Raw genomic sequence first — 19,803 nt, 5'->3', positions numbered from 1 at the left:
ATTAGCAATTTTTTCGTGAAGCCGAGCTACTTTTCGTTTTTGTTTCTGCCAATTTGCTGAGTCTGTTTGTCTTCTGGACAGAATCACTTGCGCTTTTGCCAATTTTTCTTCTAATGTCTGGAAGAACCTTGGATTTTCATACACTGTTCCATCAGAAAGGGTTGCAAAATCCGTTAATCCGACATCAATGCCTACAGAGGAACCTGTCTTTTCATCGTATTCAACTTCCGTTTCCGCTACAATCGAAACAAAGTACTTGCCTGAAGGATTGTGTCGGATCGTTGCATTGATAATACGTCCTTCCACTTCCCGACTTTTGGCAAAACGAACCAATCCGAGCTTAGGCAGTTTGATATGTTTATCCAACACAGCAATATTTCCATTGACATGTTTCGTGGTATACGATTGAACAGAATTCTTTTTTGATTTAAAACGAGGTGCCTTATTCTGCTTCTTATAATAGCGCGTATAGGAATCATTCACATTTTCCACCGCTTTTTGAAGGGCAATGCTATCGACTTCTTTGAGGAAGGGATAGTTTTTCTTCAATTCTGGAACCGCTTTGATTGCTTTATTTTTATTGAAAAATTCGCCCTTCCAATTATTTTGAAGAAGCTGTCCGTTTTGTACCATTTCATTCACCGTATGCCAATAGTGGTCTTTTTCTTTTTGTTTTCCTGTAAAATAGTTGTAGACAAAGCGGGAGCAGCCGATTGTCTTATGAATGAAGGTGATTTGTTTTTTGTTAGGATAGATACGAAAACGAAATGCTTTTTTTACTTTCATGGCTTCTTACCTCCTCCTGTCTATTATATCAGAAGAAGAATGATTTCGGAACGTTTGTTCGATTCAATATTGAACAGTTGAGACACTCCAAAGCAATCTTTTGTGCATAGGAGATTCATCTCCCCCTTACCTCTACGCGCTTGAAGAGGGAGTTTTCTCTCCTTTTTTTGATAAAAAAGAGGGGCAAGGAAACTTTACTTTCTTTCCTGTAAGATAAACACTTGGTCTTTAAAATACTGGTATTCTCGCCGAGCAGATGTCCGCTGCAGCTGCCTCCGAGTCTTTATATGCTTTTTTCTTATTTTCAAACAAAAAAATACTGTGCTAAAAGAGTTCTCTTAGCACAGTATTTTTTCGTTTTATCGATTACGATTACGGTTTCTCAAGAAAGTCGGGATATCTAACTCATCTTCCTCGGGACGAGGCTTAGAAGGTGATGGATTGGATGTTTCTCTTTCCCTGACAGGAGTTGATTCATTTGTTTGCTGTGTAGCAGCCTGCTGGGTTTGTCCTATATTTGGACGCTGTTGTTTTTGACGCGTATCTGCTTTTGGCTGAGCATTTTCATCAAAACCGGTAGCAATGACAGTTACAACAATTTCATCATTAAGGTTCTCATTAATTACAGAACCAAAGATAACATTTACTTCTTGGTCCGCTGCAGAAGTAACTAAGTCAGCTGCTTCCTGCACTTCATACAAGCTCAGGTTTGTACCGCCTGTGATATTCATTAAAATACCATGCGCTCCATCGATAGAAGTCTCCAGCAGCGGGGAAGAAATTGCTTTTTTAGCAGCTTCTGTTGCTCTTGTTTCGCCAGTTGCGATACCAATACCCATTAAAGCAGAACCTTTATCATACATAATCGTTTTCACGTCAGCGAAGTCAACGTTAATAAGACCTGGCTTCGCAATTAAATCGGATATGCCTTGTACACCTTGACGAAGCACATTATCCGCTTCACGGAAGGCTTCCAGCATCGGTGTATTTTTATCTACAATTTCAAGCAGTCGATCGTTTGGAATAACAATTAGTGTATCCACGCTTCCTTTCAGCGTATCGATACCGGAAATCGCCTGTGTTGATCTTCTTCTGCCTTCAAAAGAAAACGGACGAGTAACAACACCAACTGTCAGCGCTCCTAAATCTTTAGCTACCTGTGCAATGACCGGAGCTGCTCCAGTTCCTGTACCGCCGCCCATTCCAGCAGTAACAAAAACCATATCAGCACCTTTTAACACTTCTTCTAACTGCTCTTTACTTTCTTCTGCTGCTTTTTTCCCTACTTCCGGGTTAGCGCCGGCTCCAAGACCACGGGTTAATTTCCCGCCGATTTGTATCTTGGATTCAGCCATCGAAAGATTTAAAGCTTGAGAATCTGTGTTTACTGCGATAAATTCGACACCTTCTACGCCATGCTCAATCATACGGTTAACAGCATTGTTACCGCCGCCGCCAACTCCAATAACTTTTATCGTTGCTAATTCTTCCATGTTTGTATCAAAATCTAACATATTATGGTTTCCTCCTAGTCTACTAATTACGAACAATTCCTCGTTTCAACTTCTGTTAAAAGAAATTAATCAAAGAAATATTTGAATAGGTTAGCAAATCCTGATTCTTTTTTCTTGCCTTGTTTCTTTTTCTTCTCGCCTGCAGGTCTGGATTGCTTCACTGGCTGCTGCTCCGCTTCCCCATCTATTGCTACAGCAGGATATAATTCTTTCCCTTGTATTTTCGCATTACGATAAGCAAATTGTAAAATACCGACACCTGAAGTAAACTGTGCTTCCCTGACACCAATATAATCCGGGACAGCTACACGTACATGAGAATAAAACAAGTCTTGCGCTAATTCCAAGCTCCCCGGCATAGCCGTGGTGCCTCCTGTCAATACGAAACCGCCAGGCAGCTCCTGAAAGCCCATTTTCCGAATTTCCCTATCAATATAAGTGTATATTTCTTCTAATCTAGCTTCTATCATATCAGCTAATTGAAGTTGATTAAATACCTGTTTTTGATTGCTTCCGATTGTTGTGACTTCAAATGTCTCATCTTCAGAAGCATCGTTGTAAAATGCATAGCCATAATTTAGTTTGATCTGCTCTGCTTCTTCTGTAGAAATACGCAGGCCGACGGATAAATCTTTCGTTATATTGTCTCCGCCTAAATTAATAACACTTGTCGCAGCCAAATGATCATTTTCAAATACAGATACCGTTGTACAGCCTCCTCCGATATCAATCAGGGCAGAGCCCATATTCATCTCATCCTTTGATAAAGCAACTGTTCCGGCAGCAAGCGGCTGAAGACAAATATCAGATACTTCCAAATTAGCCCGTTCCACACATTTTAAGATATTATGCAAAATCGTTTTTGAGCAGGTGATAATCGTTCCTTCCATCTCCAGACGGACACCAATCATCCCTCTCGGATCCGTAATTTCATCTAATCCATCCACAATAAATTGCTTCGGAATCACATCGATGATTTCCCGCTCCGGCGGAATAGAAATCACTTGAGCTCCGTCAATTACTCTCGTTACATCTTCATCATTTATTTCCCGATTCTCACTTTGTACAGCGACAACGCCATGACAAGGCTGAAGCTGGATATGGGATCCGTTTATCCCCACTACTACGCGGTGAATTTCCATCCCTACCATTCGTTCTGCTTGTTCTACTGCATTCCTGATAGAATGAACAGTCTGATCAATATCAATTATAGCACCCTTCTTCATTCCGTTTGACGCTGCAGTACCTACTCCAATAATATTTAAAGAGTCTTGTTGTACTTCTCCAATAATTACTTTTATCGTGTTTGTCCCAATGTCAAGACTAACTAATATCTCACTGTTGTTCAAAAAAGAGCACCTCCCCGTAAAAATATGCTGACGATATTTTTACTGCCACGTTATCCTTTGTATAGTCTTTAATTCTAAAAGAAAATGAATAAAAAATAAACATATTTTATGCTTATTTTTTTCAAGTAATCTATTTCTATAAAAATCGACATTATACCATTCGTTTAAAAAGGATGATATATGACTTCATTCTGCAAATTATTCATTTCCTGTTTCTTCATTTTCTTCATTAATTTCCTCATTGAGTTCTTCAATTTCATCTTCGATATCTACTTCTTCCATTTCATCTTTTTGAAAAGATTCGAAATAAATGCCGACACCTATATGAATGATACCACTATCCTCTTCGTCAAGCTGTGACACAATAGAAGGATAGTAATCCAATCTGTCCAACATTTGATCTGCAATGCCTTCTACCAGAAACCCATCACTCATATACAATCTAACCTGCAGCGTATCCTCTTCTTCATCTGAATCTTTTCGTTCAATCTCAGAAATCATATTAAAAATACTTGGGCGAACATTATCCATGGCTGTTGCCAATTCTGTTAATTGCGCTTCATTAAAGCCTGTTATTAATGGAGCATTGCTGATAGAGTTTTGTGCATTTTGCTGGATGACTTGACCGTCTGCAAGAACCGGGTAAAATTCCCTTTCGTCCTGAACATAGCCAAGGACAGGCTGTTCTTCTACCTCAATCACAACGGTGCTGGGAAAACTCCGATTAATAGATGCATGTTCAATGACGGGATTTTCTTCCATCCCGGCTGCAACAGATGATCCATTCATGGACCAGATATTTGTTCCTTCTGTTACCCCTGACTCATCTATTATATACTCATCCGTTAAGAATACATTGCCGTTTACTTCAATCGTGCGTATTTCACTCCATGGAGATTGCAAGTAAACAATGATAGCAATGAGAAAGAAAAATATAGATAGATAAAATATTAATCGTCTGTTTGCTTTTTTCTTCCTAGCTTGCTTCAATTTTGGAATTCGATCCTCAATCGAAACGATATTTTTATCACTCATCTCCATTTCTTCCTTTATCCATTATTTTCAGGGAATATAACTGTATCAGTTTACTCCCTAGTATTTACAAAAATTATATCATAAATTATGGTGCTACACGTCATTGACTTCTATTGTTTCTGAAGTTTTTTCTTTTTTATCACGGATAACCCGTCCGCAGAAGTTTTCTTACTTCTTCCATGGACGGGATTTACGTTTTATATAAATGTTCTTCGCTGCTATTTTAAATAATCGGCTTCGTACTTTTTTCCATACTTTTGGCGTGCCTGCTGATACTTAGAAGAATCCCGGCCGCACAAAGTGTTAACGTTAGTGATGAACCGCCGTAGCTGAGAAAAGGCAGGGTAATTCCCGTTACCGGAATCAATCCGATGACTACACTAATATTAATCATCGCCTGTAATGCTAACATACTTGCGATTCCCAGCGCTAACAGCCTGCTAAATAAATCCGGAGCTTCAATAGCAATTTTAATCCCTCTCCATAATAGCAGAAAAAACAATAAAATAGTTGTACAACCTCCAATTAAACCTAATTCCTCACCAATGATTGAAAAAATAAAATCTGTCTGCGGCTCCGGCAGATAAAAATATTTTTGCAGGCTGTTGCCCAGCCCCAGTCCCATCAGTCCCCCGGGACCGATAGCATAAAGAGATTGAATAATTTGAAATCCATGTCCTAGCGGATCCTCCCATGGGTTTAAGAAAGCCAGAATCCGATTAATCCGGTAAGGTGCAGAAGCAATCAATCCGATAAACCCAATAATTCCAATGCCGGCCAGTCCAAAAAAATGAGAAAGCTTTGCACCTGCCACAAAAAGCAGAATCATGCATGTTAAGACCAGCACCATTCCAGTTCCTAAATCTGGCTGAAGCATAATCAGACCAAATGCCGTAAAAATCAATAGAAGGCACGGGAAAAACCCTTTTTTAAACGAGGTAATATATTTTTGATGATCAGATAATATAGATGCCAGAAAAATAATTAAACCCAGCTTCATAAATTCAGAGGGCTGAATACTGAATGCACCGATGCCAATCCAGCTCTGTGCTCCTCCGCGCACCATGCCGATTCCCGGAATAAGCACAAGGAGAAGCAGAACAAAGCAAGAAAATAATAAAATCTTTGCATACTTTTTCCATATATAATAAGGAAAGTAAGAGATAACAACCATTCCGATAAACCCGATGCCGGCAAATAAAAGCTGTCTTTTTAAGTAATAAAATGCATCATTGAACTTATACTCCGACCAAATATAGGATGAGCTGTAAACCATCAGCATACCGATACATAAAAGGAGAATGATTATTCCAAATAATACTCTGTCTACTTTATTTTGATTTTGAATGAACTTAGACAAAAATACCCCTTCTTTCCATGAGATAAACTTTGGAAATAGGGGCATTTTAAATATGCTGTATCATTCTCGGCTTGTCCGAATATGGTTTGCTGTTTAGGATTAGTATTTGTTCAAGCCCCTTACTTCATTGTATGAACTGCTTGAACAAATATGTCTCCTCTTTCTTCAAATGTTTTGTACTGATCCCAGCTCGCACATGCGGGAGAAAGCAATAGGATATCACCTTCATCTGCTAATGAAAAACCGGTTTTAGCTGCATCATCTACGCCGGCTGCGTGCTCAATCACCTGGATACCGGCTTCTTTTCCAACTCGCTCTAGTTTCGGTGCCGTCTCTCCAAATACAACCATTGCTTTAACATGATGCAAATGTGGAATCAGCTCATCAAATTCATTCCCGCGATCTAAGCCGCCTGCAAGAAGGACAATATCCTTTTTAAAGGAATCTAATGCTTTTTGCGTAGCTAGGATATTTGTTGCTTTCGAATCATTGTAAACATAGCGGCCATGCAGCAGCCCGACAAACTCTAAACGATGCTTGACACCGGAAAAAGTTTTTAAGACATGCTGTATGCCTTCATTAGTTGCTCCATTTAATTTTGCTGCTGCAACAGCTGCCAGGATATTCTCTAAGTTATGCTTCCCGACCAAGACAATATCCTCTAAAGGAATAATTGCTTCATCGAAAAAGTATACATGCGTATCATCTGCCCAAGCGCCTGTATGATACAGATTTTTTGTTGCCGAAAAGGCTATATTTTTTGCTTTTGTACCCTTCACTTTTTCTTCAAGTGTCGGATCATCAGCATTATATACCAGATAATCATCGGCATGCTGGTTTTTAAATATATTACATTTAGCTCTGACATAGCTTTCTAAATCGCCGTGATAATCCAAATGCGCTTCATAAATGTTTAAAAGGACTGCTGTCGATGGACGAAATGTATTTATTCCCTGCAGCTGAAAGGAGGATAGTTCCATTACCACCTTTTCATCTGCTTGCATCGTTTGGGCCACTTCCGTTGCAGCAATTCCAATGTTCCCGGCAAGCTTTACCTTACAATCACTTTTTTCCAGCATTTCCGTAACTAACGTTGTTGTGGTTGTTTTTCCATTGGAACCAGTAATTCCGATAATCGGCTGTTCGGTTATATAAGCTACCAATTCCACCTCTGTAATTACCGGAATACTGCGTTTCTGTGCTTCTGCAACAACCGGATGATCATAACGGATACCCGGGTTTTTAACAACCATCTCTATCCCTTCTAAAACACTTAGCGGATGAGAGCCGAGCACAAGACGGGCTCCTTTTTCCTGAAGCGCCAAAACAGGTACATCTTCATAGGATGCTGCCGCATCATTCACCGTTACATCCTTGCCGCTCTCCAACAAAACATTCGCAGCAGCTGTACCGCTTCGGGCCAATCCTAAGACAAGCACTTTTTCGGGAAATTGTTTCCATGTGTTCATTAGATACCCACCTCAATATAAATAGCAAGAATCGCAAATAGCAGGCCGACAGACCAGAATGTGGTAACGACTCTCCATTCTGACCATCCTACCAGCTCATAGTGGTGATGCAGCGGGCTCATTTTGAAAATACGTTTTCCTGTCGTTTTAAAGGAAATAACCTGAATAATAACAGATAAGGTTTCAATAACAAACACACCGCCGATAATTACTAATAAAATCTCCAGCTTCAGAAGTATCGCAATGGCAGCAATTGCTCCCCCTAACGCCAATGATCCTGTATCTCCCATGAACACCTTGGCAGGGTGCGCGTTAAACACTAAAAATCCTAACAGAGCGCCGACAACTGCTAAAGCAAAGACGGTTACCATATCATTTGGCACGCCATACCAGGCAATAATGGCAAAAGCACCGAAAGCAATCGCTGCAGTACCAGCTAATAAACCATCTAAGCCATCCGTTAAATTAACAGCATTGGAGGCTCCTACAAGCATTACAATAATAAGAATTGCATAGAACCAGCCAATATCAAATTCAACCGTTGTTCCCGGAATGGCAATTGCTGACGAGAAGTCTTCCTGCCCGCGCAAAACAAAATAAAATACAAGTGCAATAATAATTTGTCCAAATAGCTTCTGCTTTGAAGTTAAGCCTAGATTTCGTTTCATTACTACTTTAATATAATCATCTAAAAACCCTAGTAAGCCATAGCCAAATAACACAAAAAGTAACAGCCACAGCTCATAGCCGATCCCTGTGTCCATTCTCATTCCCATAATCAGGGATGTAATCACAATACTGAATACAATCATAACTCCGCCCATTGTCGGTGTTCCTGATTTCTTCTGATGAGACTCAGGGCCTTCTTCTCTAATACTCTGTCCAAACTTTAATCGTCTTAAAAAAGGGATAAAAATTGGAGATAGAAGAACTGTTATAAGAAACGCTACTGCGATTGTAATTAATAAACCTGTAATATTCATTTTCTCTCCACCTCATTTGTAACCATTTATAGAATTGTTAACAAAGCATGCCAGAATCAGTGCAATTCTTATGAGCATTTGCTGAAACTTCTCTAATCCTCAAATCCACCGCACTGATTCTGTTTCCTGATGATGTAAACAATACCTATAAGATGCCTTAACGTAATTGTTCTAAAAATGTTTCAAATTTCATTCCTCTTGATGCTTTCAGCAAAATAAGGTTTTCCGGTTTCAGATATTGTTCAATCTGATTCACCAGCTCCTGCTTATCCTGCAAGTGGACAGCAATCAGCTCCGTACCTTTCTTTTTTAATTCGTCATGTATGTAATGCGAATGATTACCATACGTATACACTGCTGTAATATCAGAATGAATAACATCTGCAATTCCGCGATGAAATTCTTCTGCATAATCACCAAGCTCTAAAATATCACCTAATACAAGTATTTTATGCTGATAGCCTTTCATTTCTTCGACTACTTGAATCGATGCTTTCATAGATGCAGGAGAAGCATTATAAGCATCATTAATAATCGTAATACCATTTTTGCCTGTATGCTTTTCAAAGCGCATTTTCGTCATTTCTAATTGTCCGAACGCTTTCTGGATTGTTTCAGGAGCTATTCCCATCCCGGATGCCAGTTGAATAACATAAGCGGCATTTTTTGCGTGATGCTTTCCTAAGAGCGGGATCTGGTAAGTTTTCTCTCCTGCATCAAAGGTTGTCGTTTCTTCCTCTACGGTGATATTGCGAACCACTACATCATTGTCTTCACTGAAGCCGACCCGTGTTTTAGCTACAGGCACAGCTGCATCTGTTAACAGCGGTTCGTCCCCATCAATAACCAATGTACCCTCTGGCTTGATACCCGACACAATTTCTAATTTGGCTTTGGCTATTCCTTCTTTAGAGCCTAAATTTTCAATATGCTGCCCATCAATATTGGTAATAATCGCCTGATTCGGCTCCCCGATCTTACTCAACATCTCGATTTCTCCAAAATGGTTCATCCCCATTTCAAGAATCAGCACTTCTGTTTTCCGGTCCATCGATAAAATCGTCAATGGGAGCCCGATATGATTATTGAAATTCCCCTTTGTAGCATGGGTTTTAAACGTTGTCTGCATGACAGCATTAGTCAGGTCCTTCGTCGTTGTTTTCCCATTTGATCCGGTAATCCCAATAACAGTCGGGTTGACGTCCTTCCGATACGCAACAGCCAGCTCCTGTAATGCTTTTACAGTGTCCTCTACAAATAATATCAGCAGAGAGTCAGGAAGATTTGACGGAAGCGGCTTTTCTTTCTGCCAAAAGGCTGCTGCTGCCCCGTTCTCCACTGCTCCGCCAATAAATTGATGTCCATCAAACCGTTCACCAGCAATTGGTACATAGAGCCCGTGGTTTGTATTCACCCGGCTATCATGGACTACTTCATGAATTTCTAAATCAGCGGAGACGTTCCCTTGATGCCGGGGGAATAATTTCATTAATTGTGATGCAGTAAATAACATCTTTTACTCCCCTTTCTCTTTAATTGCTTCCCGGGCAATTTGACGATCGTCGAAATCAAATTTTTTCTTGCCGATGATTTGATAGGTTTCATGTCCCTTGCCCGCAATCAAAATAATATCATCCTTTTGAGCAAGCTTCACCGCATGCTTAATGGCTTCTGTCCGGTCCACAATTACTTCAAAGGTTGCTTCCTCTTCCGTTAAATGACTTGTCATATCATCAAGGATTTGCACCGGGTCTTCTGTACGCGGATTATCGGATGTGAACAGCGCATGGTCTGCATACTTAACAGCAACATCCGCCATTAACGGCCGTTTAGTACGGTCGCGGTCCCCACCGCAGCCCACAACTACATACACTTTACGCTCTGCAAATTCCTTGCTCGTTTGAAGCACATTTTCTAATGAATCCGGTGTATGCGCAAAATCAACAATGACAGAAAAATCTTGACCTTCATTAATTGGTTCAAACCGGCCATCTACCCCTTTTGTATTCTCCAGGGCTTCTTTAATCACATCTAAATCCACCTTCGATGCGATAGCAGCGCCGCTCGCCGCAAGCATATTATACACATTGAACATGCCGATTAAACCAGTTTTAATATGGACTGTGCCTATTGGAGTCACAAGGTTAAATGCCACACCGGCAGGAGAAAGCATAATATTTTTTGCCATTATATCCGCATCCTGCTTGCAGCTGTAAGTTAATACCTGCTGCGCTGTACTTCGTTTTAATAAGTCGCTTGAAGCATCATCCTCGTTGATAATTGCATATTTTTTCTTCCCTTGATGATAGTCATTCCCTAAACCGGCAAAGAGAAGACTCTTCGCCCGCAAATAATCATCCATATCTTTATGATAATCGAGATGATCCTGCGACAGATTTGTAAAAATACCAATGTCATAATCACAGCCAAAAACTCTTCCCATGTCTAAAGCATGCGAAGAAACCTCCATAATAACCTGGTCTGTTTCTTTTTTTTGCATTTGATGAAAGATGCGATTTAACTCTAATGCATCAGGTGTCGTATTATTTACTGGAAATGTTTCATCGCCAATTTTCACTTGGATGCTGCCAATGACACCCGATTTCTTACCCTGTTTTTCAAAAATAGTATCTAATAAATAGGTCGTGGTTGTTTTACCATTTGTGCCGGTAACCCCAATCAGCGGAAATTTCGTTGTTGGATAATCATAGTATGCGGCTGACAGCATCGCCAAGGCACGTCCCGTGTCTCTGACCCGGATAAGTGGAATATCACCGCTGACGTTTACGTCCCTGGAAATAACTGCAGCCGCAGCACCTTTGTCTATCGCTTGCTGCAGAAAATTATGACCGTCCACAGTATAGCCTTCAATACAGACAAATAAGCTCCCCGGCTCTACTTTTCTGGAGTCCATTTCTACATTGACAATATTTATATCTTTAATAGATTCTGATGTTTGATAGAATTCGATTCCATCCAATAATTCTTTTAGTCTCATTTTTTACACCCTATTTCTGTTCTTTTCCTTTTAATGTATTCTCGAAAAAACTATCGTTTAAGAGGGTTGTCATGAATGTTCTGTTCACATTTTTGCTGGACTTGTTAAACATCCTCTTACAACAGAATCTATTATAGCAAATTTTTAACGATTTAACGATTATTTTTATGACCTAATATTAATCGAATCGTACTTCCAGATTCCAGCATTGTTCCCGCACTTGGGGATTGATCAATGATTTCATCCCCTTCACCGTTTACTTCAATGGAAAGATCTAACGGATATTCCGCCAGTTTATCTGTACTTTCACCTATAAAATCCGGTACTTCAATTTTAGGCTGATCCGGCCAGGCATATTCTTTTTCTAATCCATCTGTCCGCGGTTCTACATTCATCGCCCGCAGGCTGTCACCAATAATCGTTCCGACAACTGGCGCAGCAACAACACCGCCGAATTGAATCGTATCCTTTGGATTATCGACAGCAAGATAAACAACAATTTCCGGATCGTCCGCCGGTGCAAAGCCAATAAAGGATACAATATAGTTATTTTCTAAATAGCCGCCGTTCGGTCCTACCTTTTGAGCGGTCCCCGTTTTCCCGCCGACACGATATCCATCGACATAAGCAGGTCTTCCTGTTCCCTGAGCAACTACTGTCTCTAAGGTTTCTCGAATCGTTTCGGAGGTCTCCTGGGAGATAACCTGTTCCTTTAACTGCGGCTCATAGGTTTCAACCGCTTCTCCGGTCACAGGGTCCACCCATTCTTTCGCAATCATCGGTTCGTATAAATAACCGCCGTTTACCGTTGCTGCAACAGCCATCACCTGCTGAATCGGCGTTACCGAAACACCCTGTCCAAAGGATGTGGTTGCCAGCTCCACAGGACCGACATTTTCTGGTTTAAATAGGATTCCGTTTCCTTCTCCCTGCAAATCAATCCCTGTCTTCCTCCCAAAACCAAAAGCATCAATATAAGAAAAAAGCTTTTCCGTACCAAGCATTTGTCCTAAATTAACAAATCCCGGGTTACAGGAATTCTGAACAACCTCAAGATACGACTGATCTCCATGCCCACCGCGTTTCCAGCAATGAATCGTTGCTCCGCCGACTTTAATATCGCCATCATCGTAGAAACGATCTTTTTCTAAATCAACGACTCCCTCTTCTAAAGCAGCAGCTAACGTAATGATTTTAAAGGTTGACCCTGGCTCATAGGTGCTCCAAATAGGCAAATTCCTGCCAAATATAGATGCATCCACGTCCTGATAATTTTCCGGATCAAAATTGGGACGGCTGGACATCCCCAGCACACCGCCTGTTTTAGGGTCAACTGCAATGGCCATCGCCCCATCCGGATTATATTCCGCTACAATCTGGTCTAACTCTCTTTCCATAATGGTGGTTACTTTGTTATTAATCGTTGTTTTTAAATTCAAACCATCTTTTGGAGATGTATATTCGTCTGCCAGCTGCTCTAATCTTCCACCTTTGGCATCGGAATAAAATGACAGCCTCCCATTTTCTCCTTTTAATTTATCATCATAGTACAATTCAAGTCCCATTAACCCCTGATTATCAATCCCTGTAAATCCGAGCACATGTGATAAAGCACTGTTATTTGGATAGTGACGCTTGGAATCCTTCGCTAAATAAACACCATCCAAATCCAGTTCTCGAATCGCCTGTTCCTGCTCATTATTTATTTTAATACCTTCAGGGCGCACCATCACACTGGATGAATTCTGTGTAACTAATTCCAGCATTCTGTCCTCTGGCACGTCAAGGACCTCCCCCAGAAGCTTCGCTGTATTTTCTGGTTCTTTAATTTGCCGCGGCATCAGTAATACCGTAGGAGCAGTTACATTCTCTGCAAGGATTTCTCCCTCCGAATCAAGGATATACCCTCTTTCTGCAGCAAAAGTGATATCTCTTGTCCATAAATCATTGGCACTGTCAGATAAATCATCACTTAATACCAGTTGAACATAGGCTAATCTTGCAATAATAACCAGAAAAATTAAAATCGCAAATAAAAAAACAGTAATCATTCGTTTTTTTATGATAATGGTGGATGCGCGTTTCATGAAAGAACTCCTTTCAACCTGCTTTGTATCCACTATATGAATGTAAAAAATGGAATAGAACAAGCTATCTTTTCTACTTGTCCCTCATGTATTTCTATTGAGAACAGATTCTCCTAAACTTAGGCTTATAGTATGACTGTCGTAAAAAAAGGCTTGCTGAAAAAGTAATCCTTTTTTCAGCAAGCCTTCTCTCTATTCCTCTTCAGTTTCTTCGTTCCCTGCTTCGTCGTTGTTATTTCCTTCTTCTGTTTCCTCTTCACCTGCATTATCATCATCATTTTCATCAGATGATTCTCCGGAAGGAACTTCTAATTCAAAACCTAAATAGTCACCTTCCTGAATCGGTTTTCCAACTTCGATACCCTGTGAAGTGACATAACCATTACCGAATCTTTCTGTCTGCAGATTCAGCAGATCAGCAAAGCTCATCACTTCTCTTAACGACCATCCTGTTATATCAGGCATTGTTGGTTCATCTGTAAGCAACAGAACTTTTTCATTTGGCAGTATTCTCTCTCCTGCTTCCACATTACTGGCAACAATGGTTTCTCCCTCGCCAATCAGAATTGGCTGGACTCCTTGTTCCTCTAATTCAGACTGAACACTTTCTGCAGAGTGCTCTGCTACTTCAGGGAATTCCACCTCTTGAATCTTGTTAGATTCATCTTCTTCGGGCTCTACATCTAAATAATGAAGACTATTTTCAACTACATTATTAAAGATAAACGCAAGCGGGGCGGAACCTGATTCTGTATCCTCCAATTCCGGCTGCTGAATAGATACATAAACCATTAACTGAGGATCATCCATTGGAGCCATCCCTAAAAAGGAAAACACATGATTTTCTTTTCCAGTTAAATAGCCGCCGCCTTCAGGGTCCGGCATTTGTGCGGTTCCAGTTTTGCCTCCAACCACATAATCATCTAATTTATATGGGGCGCCGGTTCCATCCTCATCATTCACTACAGAAGCAAGCAATTCTTTCATTTCTTCCGCAGTTTCCGGTGAAATTGGCTGACCGGTGTATTCTGCTTCGGTTTCTTCCAGTACATTGTTTGTCGTAGAATCAACAATTTTATCCACTACATACGGCTTTACCATTTGTCCGTCATTTGCGATGGCTGAAGCAGCTCTCATCTGCTGTATCGGGGTAACAGTTGTCCCTTGACCAAAAGCCGTTCTTAACTTCTCTGATGGCCAATTATATTGTATCCGGCCGACAGATTCATCAGGAAGGTCAATTCCGGTAGTTTCTTCAAAACCGAACGCCTGGATATATTCATAGAATTCATCTGCGCCAATATCTTCCCAAAGCAATTTAGAAGCTGCTACGTTGGAAGAACGCATAAAGCCTTCATCGTAGGAAATCGTCCCCCATCCTTCTCCTTGATTATGATCTCTGATTTCCTCAATTCTTTCATTGGGCTGATACGTTCCCGATTCAAATGTATCTTCTCCATTATAGACACCTTCTTCAATCGCTGCTGCCCAAGTAAATATTTTAAATGTTGATCCCGGCTCAAATGGAGAAGAAATCGGATCATTATACCAGTTCTCTACATTTTCAGGGCTATTTGGGTTAAAACTTGGCCGTGTACTCATCGCCATAATCTCACCCGTTTTTGGATCCATAATAATTGCATTCATTTTCACAGGATTATATTGTTCATCTACCTGTGTCATTAAATCCTCCAGCAAGGTTTGGATTTTTTGATCAATGGTTAAATAAACCTGATCCCCATCCTCCGGCTCTTGAATAATTTCATCAGGATCCAATAGTTTGCTGTTAAAACGGTCACGCTGATAGGAAATAAATCCATCCTTTCCTCCAAGGACCTCATTCATGACATTTTCCATTCCAGTTACACCGGTGATGCTGTGTTCAATGCCATCCTCGGTTTCTTCTTCCACTTCGCGGGCAAAACCAATAATATGTGAAGCAAACATACCATTTGGATAATACCGCATCGGCTCTTCGTCAAAGTAGATACCTGGAATTTCTGCTTCTTCAATGGCTTCTTTTTCTTGTTGAGACAGCTGACGTCCCAGCTGACCAAATTCAACCTGAAATCTCTCCGCCTCTACCGCTTCATCCAGTATCCCTTTTATTTCACTTTCATCCTCATCTAAAATAGATGCCAATTCTTCCGCTGTTTCCTCCGTGTCTGAAACGTGCAGGGCTTCCGGTGAATTTTCTGAGTATCCTTCATCTAAGATGGCGTACATCCGATACGCCGGACGGTCATAAGCTAATACCATGCCATTCTTATCCATGATTTGCCCACGCTCTGCATTCATCTTATAGGAGGTTGTCCGCTGGTTTTCTGCCCATTCATCCAATGCAACGCCGCTAACTTCACCCGTTGCCTGTATATACATAAACCTGCCTGCAAGCACAAGGAATAAAGCAACGAAAACTAGCATATAAATGCTAGCCATGACATTTGCCGTCTTATTTTTTTTCATGTTCAAGAAACCCCTTGCTAGTTGTTAACTGTTTCTGCTTGTTTCACTTCCGAATTTTGGATTTTTAAACCGTTTTTCTCTGCAATCTCTGTGATTCTCTCTGGACGCGACAGTTCCTCTCTCTCAAAATTTAAGTTTTCATTTACGATTTTTTGCTGATTTATGGAGTTTTCTAATTGCTGTACTTCCCGATTTAAGCTATCTGTCCCAGAAGCGTAGGAGACCATTCCGATTCCAAATACTAAAATCGCAGCACTGGTAACCGAATAAATCACTTTTTCGCCTTTACTGATCCAAGGTGTTTTCTTTACCTTTTTGACTATCGTTTTCGTTTCTTCTTGGGGATTATATTGGGGATTTACTTGCCACTTTCTAGCCTGATTTTCACTCATTACTTTTTCCACCCTTCTTCATAACGGAAATCATTATTCCATTCATTTATTTTTTCGACAATCCGCAGCTTGGCCGAACGCGATCGTCTATTTTCATCCAGCTCATCCGTATGAGCTATTATTGGTTTTCTGGTTATTAATTTAAATGGAGCCTGGTGTGTTTCCGGGACAATAGGAAGGTTCCTGGGTACAGGTTTATCTGTACTCCATGTTTTAAAAGCCTGCTTACAAAGACGATCCTCTAATGAATGGAATGTGATGACTGCAATTCTTCCATTTACACCTGTCAATTCCGCAGCCTGATGAAGTGCCTGGTTAAACACTTCCAGCTCATCATTTACAGCGATTCTTATCGCCTGGAAAATACGTTTTGCCGGATGACCGCCTTTTCTTCTGGCGGGTGCAGGTATCGCGTCTTTAATAATATCTACCAGCTCTCCGGTCGTTTCAATCGGTTTTTCCTCTCTTGCTTTTTCAATTTTACGGGCAATCCCTTTGGAAAATTTCTCCTCACCGTATCGAAAAAAGATAGATACCAATTGTTCATAGGTCCATTCATTTACCACTTGATATGCAGTGAGAACCTGAGATTGGTTCATACGCATATCTAATTTTGCATCCTGATGATAGCTGAAACCTCTGTCTGCCTGATCTAATTGCGGGGAAGAAACCCCTAAATCAAAAAGAATTCCATCAGCTTGTACCACCCCGAGCTCTGACAGACTTTTTTCCAGCCCTTGAAAATTAGAGTGTATAAATGTAATTTTTTCTTGATGTATACGTAAGCGTTCCCGGGCAGCTTCTAATGCCTGAATATCTTGATCAAAAGCAAAAAGCCTGCCGTTTTCATTCAATCTTGAGGCAATTTCTAAGGAATGACCGCCGCCTCCAACCGTACAGTCTACATAAGTACCATCCGGCTTTATTTTTAATCCTTTTATTGTTTCTTCTTTTAAAACACTGTAATGCTCAAACATTTTAGCCACCAACTTTTTTATCCTTATAATGCGTGTTCTAATTAAATATCAAAATCCATTAGGTTCTCAGCAATCTCGGCAAACGATTCTTCAGATTCTTCCACATACGTATTCCAATGATCGCTCGCCCAAAGCTCCACACGATTGGAAACACCAATCACATTGCAATCCTTCTCCAAATTAGCGTAGGTCCGAAGATTCGCAGGAATATTTATTCTTCCCTGTTTATCCACTTCGCATTCCACAGCACCAGAGAAAAAGAAACGTGTAAAAGCCCGGGCATCCTTTTTAGTCAGTGGGAGTTGCTTTAACTTTCCTTCTAAAATTTCCCATTCTTGCTTAGGGTATGCGAATAAACATTTATCGAGTCCACGCGTTAATACAAAACTTGTCCCTAATTCTTCTCTGAACTTGGAAGGGACAATGATTCGTCCTTTTGTATCAATGCTATGCAGGAATTCTCCCATGAACATATAGACGCCCCCTACTTTCGTAAATTCATAATACCACATCCCCCCACTATGCTCCACTATTTCTTCAAAAATATTTTATTTCTCTTTTCCATTGTGTTTTATATCTCTTTTTAAGACATGAAAAAAACTGCCGTATCAATAGATAGACAGTTTTTCTTCCAACTATATAGTTGTGGGGGAGAGTTGTGGGGGATTTTATTCAACCACCCAATGCCCTTGTTCCATATCAAATGAAAAGGCAGTCAGCTGTGAAATAAATTCTGTACCATAATGGTTCCATAAGAATAACGGATTCCAAACGCGCTCCTGCAAGCCTCCATGCGGATGAAGCACTTGCTCCAGCTGATTAAATTCACATAAAACTTTAGCATGCTTCTTTTCAAATTCCTTATGGAACCGCTTGTTCATAAATTGAATATCCTCTAATAAGTAAGCTAAATTCTTTTTGCTCAGCGCCTGAATATCGTCACCCATTTCAGAAGCCATCTCCCGGATTGGCTGGTGCGCTTCTTTAATTTTCTCCGCCACGTCTTCTGTTATTTGATCAATTTCCCGCTGACCATTTCTCTCCATGTAATCTTTCACCGTTGCTTGAACGCCATTTAAGATAACATCTTTCACCGTCAGCTGATATTTTGTGACTAATTTTTTCGTAGCTGCGTCTAAAAAAGTCAGGGAAAGCCTTGGCACAACTGGTGGCATTTGCAGGTTCATTACATGAAAACCCGCCTTTAATCCAGCCCAATAAGCTATCTCCCCAGGACCGGCTATAAAAGCCAGCGTAGGAAACATATACTCTTGCATAATTGGTCTTGTTACCACGTTATTGCTTAGTTTCCACGGTGTATTTCTGGCAATATCCTTGAGCTCCTCCACATTGAAGGAAATCTCCTGCTGCTTACCGACCCAGTTTCCACTCTCGTCTACGTTTAACAAAATTCTTCCTTGTATATCATCATGGTAAAATATATTCCCATCTGATGTATCTGCTTCAATAGCAAGCGGATATTGATGCTTTTCTAACGTTTTCAGCGTCTTGACTACGGAACCGCTGATTTGAGATTGATTCTGAATTAATTCCACAAAACACTCTGATTCCAGTTTACGAAATGCTGCGTTGCCAGAATCCACTAATACAATCCCTTGATTTGGAAATAGTGCAAAAATAAGACGAGCAAAAAAATCAATGTAATTAGAAGCTTTTTGTTGTATTTCCTGAATCACTGTGTAGATGTCTCTTGTATATGCTGTCTCAGGCAAAGCTTCAAATACAGCTTCCACCCATTTGGAGAGTTCTTTCTTATCCATTTCTAATTCCGAAACAGCCTTTCTCCCCGCATCTATATTTTTAGTCCGCAGCTTTAGCTTATGAAAATCTCCATCGTCTTTCGGACAATAAATATGATTGATTTCCTCAAAATCATGATCTTCACCAGCAATCCAAAAAACCGGGACAACTGGTGCTTCCAATAGTTTTTCCTGCTGTTTCGCCAGTTCAAGAATAGAAATAATTTTATTGATTGTATAACTAGGTCCTGTCAAAAGGCCCGCTTGCTGTCCGCCGATAACAACGGTGCTCTGTTTATCGTTTAAACGTTCAATTTGTTTAAGTGTTTCTTCCGGCGCTCCCCATTCTTTGTTTAATGTATGTAATACATTCGTCAGCCCATGCCGGTCAAAATCTTTTTCAGCTACATCTTGTAATCGTTTATGAAAATCATTATATGGATGGTAATCAAACAACTGTGTTATATTTTCTGCTTCTTTTTTATAATCAGCTACTAACCTGTTGGCAGCAGGCAAAGTTAACGAATTTATCTGCATATCATTTTCCCCTTATATCGATTTGAATACATTCCGTATTGTACAGAAAAAACAGCAAGAATCAAACTAATCTGCTTCCGGGGAAACGAA

15 protein-coding genes are annotated in these 19,803 nt (G+C 40.4%); all 15 read right to left on the bottom strand.

Going from position 1 to position 19,803, the window contains the following annotated elements:
• Positions 1-786, bottom strand: a 786-nt coding sequence (locus ACFO3P_RS17750) for an RNA-guided endonuclease TnpB family protein (RefSeq protein WP_379542568.1), incomplete at its 3' end; no start/stop codon positions are given.
• A 359-nt stretch (positions 787-1,145) separates the two neighbouring features.
• Complete coding sequence (gene ftsZ / locus ACFO3P_RS17745) at positions 1,146-2,300, bottom strand: cell division protein FtsZ (protein ID WP_042535178.1); 1,155 nt, start codon at positions 2,298-2,300, stop codon at positions 1,146-1,148.
• Between the two features lie 65 nt (positions 2,301-2,365).
• Positions 2,366-3,649, bottom strand: a complete 1,284-nt coding sequence (gene ftsA, locus ACFO3P_RS17740) for a cell division protein FtsA (RefSeq protein ID WP_042535180.1) — start codon at positions 3,647-3,649, stop codon at positions 2,366-2,368.
• A 198-nt stretch (positions 3,650-3,847) separates the two neighbouring features.
• A complete protein-coding gene (locus ACFO3P_RS17735) occupies positions 3,848-4,684 on the bottom strand; it encodes a cell division protein FtsQ/DivIB (RefSeq protein ID WP_042535183.1) in 837 nt (278 codons plus the stop codon).
• Positions 4,685-4,907: 223 nt separating this feature from the next.
• Positions 4,908-6,032 carry a stage V sporulation protein E gene (spoVE, locus tag ACFO3P_RS17730; protein WP_256706326.1) on the bottom strand — a complete coding sequence of 375 codons (1,125 nt, stop codon included), beginning with the start codon at positions 6,030-6,032 and terminating at the stop codon, positions 4,908-4,910.
• 131 nt (positions 6,033-6,163) lie between these two features.
• Complete coding sequence (gene murD / locus ACFO3P_RS17725; protein ID WP_042535187.1) at positions 6,164-7,513, bottom strand: UDP-N-acetylmuramoyl-L-alanine--D-glutamate ligase; 1,350 nt, start codon at positions 7,511-7,513, stop codon at positions 6,164-6,166.
• A complete protein-coding gene (gene mraY / locus ACFO3P_RS17720) occupies positions 7,513-8,496 on the bottom strand; it encodes a phospho-N-acetylmuramoyl-pentapeptide-transferase (RefSeq protein ID WP_042535188.1) in 984 nt (327 codons plus the stop codon). Before mraY ends, murD begins: the two co-directional genes overlap by 1 nt.
• A 157-nt stretch (positions 8,497-8,653) precedes the next feature.
• A complete protein-coding gene (locus ACFO3P_RS17715; protein WP_042535190.1) occupies positions 8,654-10,009 on the bottom strand; it encodes a UDP-N-acetylmuramoyl-tripeptide--D-alanyl-D-alanine ligase in 1,356 nt (451 codons plus the stop codon).
• A 3-nt stretch (positions 10,010-10,012) separates the two neighbouring features.
• A complete protein-coding gene (locus tag ACFO3P_RS17710) occupies positions 10,013-11,494 on the bottom strand; it encodes a UDP-N-acetylmuramoyl-L-alanyl-D-glutamate--2,6-diaminopimelate ligase (RefSeq protein ID WP_193063314.1) in 1,482 nt (493 codons plus the stop codon).
• A gap of 152 nt (positions 11,495-11,646) precedes the next feature.
• Positions 11,647-13,581, bottom strand: a complete 1,935-nt coding sequence (locus ACFO3P_RS17705; protein WP_042535193.1) for a stage V sporulation protein D — start codon at positions 13,579-13,581, stop codon at positions 11,647-11,649.
• Between the two features lie 192 nt (positions 13,582-13,773).
• Entirely contained in the window at positions 13,774-16,047 is a 2,274-nt protein-coding gene (locus ACFO3P_RS17700; RefSeq protein WP_289584871.1) for a penicillin-binding protein, read from the bottom strand.
• A gap of 17 nt (positions 16,048-16,064) precedes the next feature.
• Positions 16,065-16,439, bottom strand: coding sequence for a cell division protein FtsL (gene ftsL, locus ACFO3P_RS17695; RefSeq protein WP_042535197.1), 375 nt, complete (start codon positions 16,437-16,439; stop codon positions 16,065-16,067).
• Positions 16,439-17,416 (bottom strand): 16S rRNA (cytosine(1402)-N(4))-methyltransferase RsmH, encoded by a 978-nt coding sequence (rsmH, locus tag ACFO3P_RS17690; protein WP_289584942.1) that lies wholly within the window; start codon positions 17,414-17,416, stop codon positions 16,439-16,441. The genes ftsL and rsmH overlap by 1 nt, the downstream gene beginning before the upstream one ends.
• Positions 17,417-17,457: 41 nt before the next feature.
• Positions 17,458-17,889 carry a division/cell wall cluster transcriptional repressor MraZ gene (gene mraZ, locus ACFO3P_RS17685; RefSeq protein ID WP_042535199.1) on the bottom strand — a complete coding sequence of 144 codons (432 nt, stop codon included), beginning with the start codon at positions 17,887-17,889 and terminating at the stop codon, positions 17,458-17,460.
• Between the two features lie 195 nt (positions 17,890-18,084).
• On the bottom strand, positions 18,085-19,713 hold the full coding sequence (gene bshC, locus ACFO3P_RS17680) for a bacillithiol biosynthesis cysteine-adding enzyme BshC (RefSeq protein ID WP_042535201.1): 1,629 nt from the start codon (positions 19,711-19,713) through the stop codon (positions 18,085-18,087).
• Positions 19,714-19,803 lie beyond the last annotated feature (90 nt).

It is taken from the genome of Oceanobacillus aidingensis (genome assembly GCF_042654105.1).
Classification (GTDB): Bacteria; Bacillota; Bacilli; order Bacillales; family Amphibacillaceae; genus Oceanobacillus; species Oceanobacillus oncorhynchi.
Note: the sequence above shows the minus strand (reverse complement) of the source record. Positions and strands in the feature narration are given on the sequence as shown.

Coding starts and splice junctions, on each gene's coding strand:
- ftsZ (WP_042535178.1), bottom strand. CDS start 2,300: ATGTTAGATTTTGATACAAACATGGAAGAATTAGCAACGATAAAAGTT.
- ACFO3P_RS17735 (WP_042535183.1), bottom strand. CDS start 4,684: ATGAGTGATAAAAATATCGTTTCGATTGAGGATCGAATTCCAAAATTG.
- murD (WP_042535187.1), bottom strand. CDS start 7,513: ATGAACACATGGAAACAATTTCCCGAAAAAGTGCTTGTCTTAGGATTG.
- mraY (WP_042535188.1), bottom strand. CDS start 8,496: ATGAATATTACAGGTTTATTAATTACAATCGCAGTAGCGTTTCTTATA.
- ACFO3P_RS17715 (WP_042535190.1), bottom strand. CDS start 10,009: ATGTTATTTACTGCATCACAATTAATGAAATTATTCCCCCGGCATCAA.
- ACFO3P_RS17710 (WP_193063314.1), bottom strand. CDS start 11,494: ATGAGACTAAAAGAATTATTGGATGGAATCGAATTCTATCAAACATCA.
- ACFO3P_RS17705 (WP_042535193.1), bottom strand. CDS start 13,581: ATGAAACGCGCATCCACCATTATCATAAAAAAACGAATGATTACTGTT.
- ACFO3P_RS17700 (WP_289584871.1), bottom strand. CDS start 16,047: ATGAAAAAAAATAAGACGGCAAATGTCATGGCTAGCATTTATATGCTA.
- ftsL (WP_042535197.1), bottom strand. CDS start 16,439: ATGAGTGAAAATCAGGCTAGAAAGTGGCAAGTAAATCCCCAATATAAT.
- rsmH (WP_289584942.1), bottom strand. CDS start 17,416: ATGTTTGAGCATTACAGTGTTTTAAAAGAAGAAACAATAAAAGGATTA.
- mraZ (WP_042535199.1), bottom strand. CDS start 17,889: ATGTTCATGGGAGAATTCCTGCATAGCATTGATACAAAAGGACGAATC.
- bshC (WP_042535201.1), bottom strand. CDS start 19,713: ATGCAGATAAATTCGTTAACTTTGCCTGCTGCCAACAGGTTAGTAGCT.